This window comes from Microbispora sitophila (genome assembly GCF_014892245.1).
Taxonomy (GTDB): Bacteria; Actinomycetota; Actinomycetes; order Streptosporangiales; family Streptosporangiaceae; genus Microbispora; species Microbispora siamensis.
The window spans coordinates 1-1,380 of sequence record NZ_JADBGC010000083.1 but is presented as its reverse complement, the minus strand read 5'-3'; the positions used below and the strand labels follow the sequence as shown (position 1 = coordinate 1,380).

Annotated in this window: 1 protein-coding gene; it reads right to left on the bottom strand. The window is 68.0% G+C overall.

The features are described from left to right. Positions 1 to 1,380, bottom strand: a 1,380-nt coding sequence (locus tag IL992_RS45505) for a glycoside hydrolase family 43 protein (RefSeq protein ID WP_319019265.1), incomplete at both ends; no start/stop codon positions are given.

Here is a 1,380-nt window from a genome sequence, read left to right as displayed (position 1 = left end):
CGGGGGTGAGGGCGTGGGGCTGGCGGTGGGCCCGTCGTTGCCGGTGAACTGCCACCAGTTCATGTTGAACAGGCTGCCGCTGCCGCCGGTGAACCTGAGGTAGAGGTCGTGGGTGCCGGTCGCGCCGGTGACGGGGCAGGACACGGTGGTCCAGGTCTGCCAGCCGCCGGTGCCGGGGACGTCGCAGGTGCCCATGAGGGTGCCGGTGACGCTGTCGCGGCGAAGCTCGATCCTGCCGCCGGCGGCGCCGGAGGCGACCCGTGCGGAGAACGAGGTCGCGCCGGTGCCGAAGGCGACGCCCTTGACCTTGATGTAGTCGCCGTTGTCGATGAATCCGACGTTCATGCCGCCCTCGTTGGAGGGTTCGGTTTCGACGCCGGACTCCCAGGCGATGGTCTCGGCCTCTTGGCGGGTGTAGGGGTTCAGCGTGCCGATCTGGGGTGCTCCGGTGGTGGTCATGGTGATGGTCGGGATGGTGCCGTCGGCGTTGTAGCTGAACTTCTCCACCGCGACCGAGCGGGTGTAGCCGCCGCCGCCCGGCAGGGCGCCGTTGTGGTAGAAGAAGTACGATCCGCCCTGGTAGTCGATGACGCCGGGGTGGTTGGTGAAGCTGCTGCCCTGGGTGGGCATGATCGTTCCCCGGTAGGTCCACGGTCCGGTGGGGCTGGGGGCGGTGGAATAGGCGATGAACTCCGAGCAGCATTTGGCCGCGAAGACGATGTAGTACAGCCCGCCTCGCTTGTAGACCCAGGGGCCTTCTTCGAACAGGGTGGGCCGGTTGGCGTCGCCGGTGCGGGTGCCGAACCCGGCGGTGGTGAGGGCGATCTTGGTGGGGCTGCCGGAGTAGGAGGTCATGTCGGCGTTGAGCTTGACGTACCACAGGTTGGGGTTGCCCCAGTAGAGGTAGGCCTGGCCGTTGTCGTCGATGAAGACGGTGGGGTCGATCTCGCCGTTTTCGACCAGCGGGTGTCCCAGGGCGTCCTTGAAGGGCCCGGTGGGGCTGTCGGAGACGGCCACGCCGATGGCCATCCTGCCGGTCGCGCGGTTGGTCGTGGGGACGTACCAGTAGAACTTGCCGTTGCGGTAGACGGCCTGGCCCGCCCAGGCGTCCGATTTCGCCCAGCTGAAGCTGGCGACGCTCAGCGGGGAGCCGTGGTCGGTCCAGTTCACCATGTCCGCCGACGACCAGACCCGCCAGTCCTTCATGGTGAAGTACGTCGAGCCGTCCTCGTCGTGCCCGGTGTAGAGGTAGACCCGGCCGTTGTAGACCAGCGGCGCCGGGTCGGCGGTGTAGATGGTCTGCACGATCGGGTTGTCCGCCCTGGCCGCACCGGCCGGGAGCAACGCCAGCACGCACAGCAGGCCCACAACCCAGGCGAG